This is a genomic window from Streptomyces sp. C, from assembly GCF_000158895.1.
Taxonomy (GTDB): Bacteria; Actinomycetota; Actinomycetes; order Streptomycetales; family Streptomycetaceae; genus Streptomyces; species Streptomyces racemochromogenes.
The window spans coordinates 1,706,533-1,707,395 of the sequence record NZ_GG657750.1 but is presented as its reverse complement, the minus strand read 5'-3'; the positions used below and the strand labels follow the sequence as shown (position 1 = coordinate 1,707,395).

At 69.9% G+C, this 863-nt stretch carries 1 protein-coding gene and 1 pseudogene; one reads left to right on the top strand and one right to left on the bottom strand.

The window, feature by feature from the left end:
- Positions 1–5 precede the first annotated feature (5 nt).
- Positions 6–194 (bottom strand): DUF5703 family protein, encoded by a 189-nt coding sequence (locus SSNG_RS07530; protein WP_007263208.1) that lies wholly within the window; start codon positions 192–194, stop codon positions 6–8.
- Between the two features lie 47 nt (positions 195–241).
- On the opposite strand from SSNG_RS07530, the pseudogene SSNG_RS07525 reads away from it, so the two are divergent.
- Positions 242–863, top strand: a pseudogene (locus SSNG_RS07525) (hypothetical protein); the annotation flags it as partial.

Below are 863 nucleotides of genomic sequence, written 5' to 3'. Positions count from 1 at the left end.
CCGCGTCACCAGGTCGCGCGGAGCTGGCGGATGATCCGGCGGCGCAACCGCGCGCGGCGGCTGCCGTCCCGGTACAGAGTCAGGCGGTCCAGCTCCCAATTTCCGTATTCCGCATGATCGGTCAGTAGGCGCGTCGCCTCCTTGCGGGGCGTACCTCGGGGCACGTACACGTCGACGAATTCGTATTCCGGCATCGCATCTATTGTGCGGGCACCGGCCCGCTACGGATAGCGTCTGCACTATGTCTGATGCCGCTCTGCCCACTGTTGCCGAGGTACGCGCCGCCGCCGAGGCGGTCAAGGCCGCACTCGACCGTCACCTCGCCGCGGTCGAGAGCAGGATCGGGGACGAGGACCCGGCCGTCTACGCCGCCTTCAACGAACTCGCCGCCGCGGCCGAGGAGTACGACGAACTCCTCTACGACCGCTACGACGAGGTCACCCCCTTCGAGATCCCCACCCCCGAGACCGGTGCCCCGTACACCGGCCCCGCCGAGCCCGCCGCGTTCAGCGTGCTCATCCGCCGCGACTACGCCGTCGTGGAACCGGCGCGGCTGATCGCCCAGGCCGAACGGGTCGCCGCGCACGACCGGGACGCCGAACTCCTCGACGACGGCGGGACCGCCGGAGCGCTCGGCGTGCTCTTCGGGGAGTACGAGCCCGACGAGATCGCCTCCCGCTACAAGGAGTTCGGCCTGGAGGAGGGCGACTCCACCCTCTGGGTCGCCGCCCTGGAGGAGGTCGCGGAGCCGGGGGACTGGCTCAACTCGCCCTTCGGGCAGACCGATCCGCAGGACGTGCTGCACCGCTTCGACGTGAGCTCCGTCTTCGACAGAGGATGCCGACTTCGACGACGCCGACGAC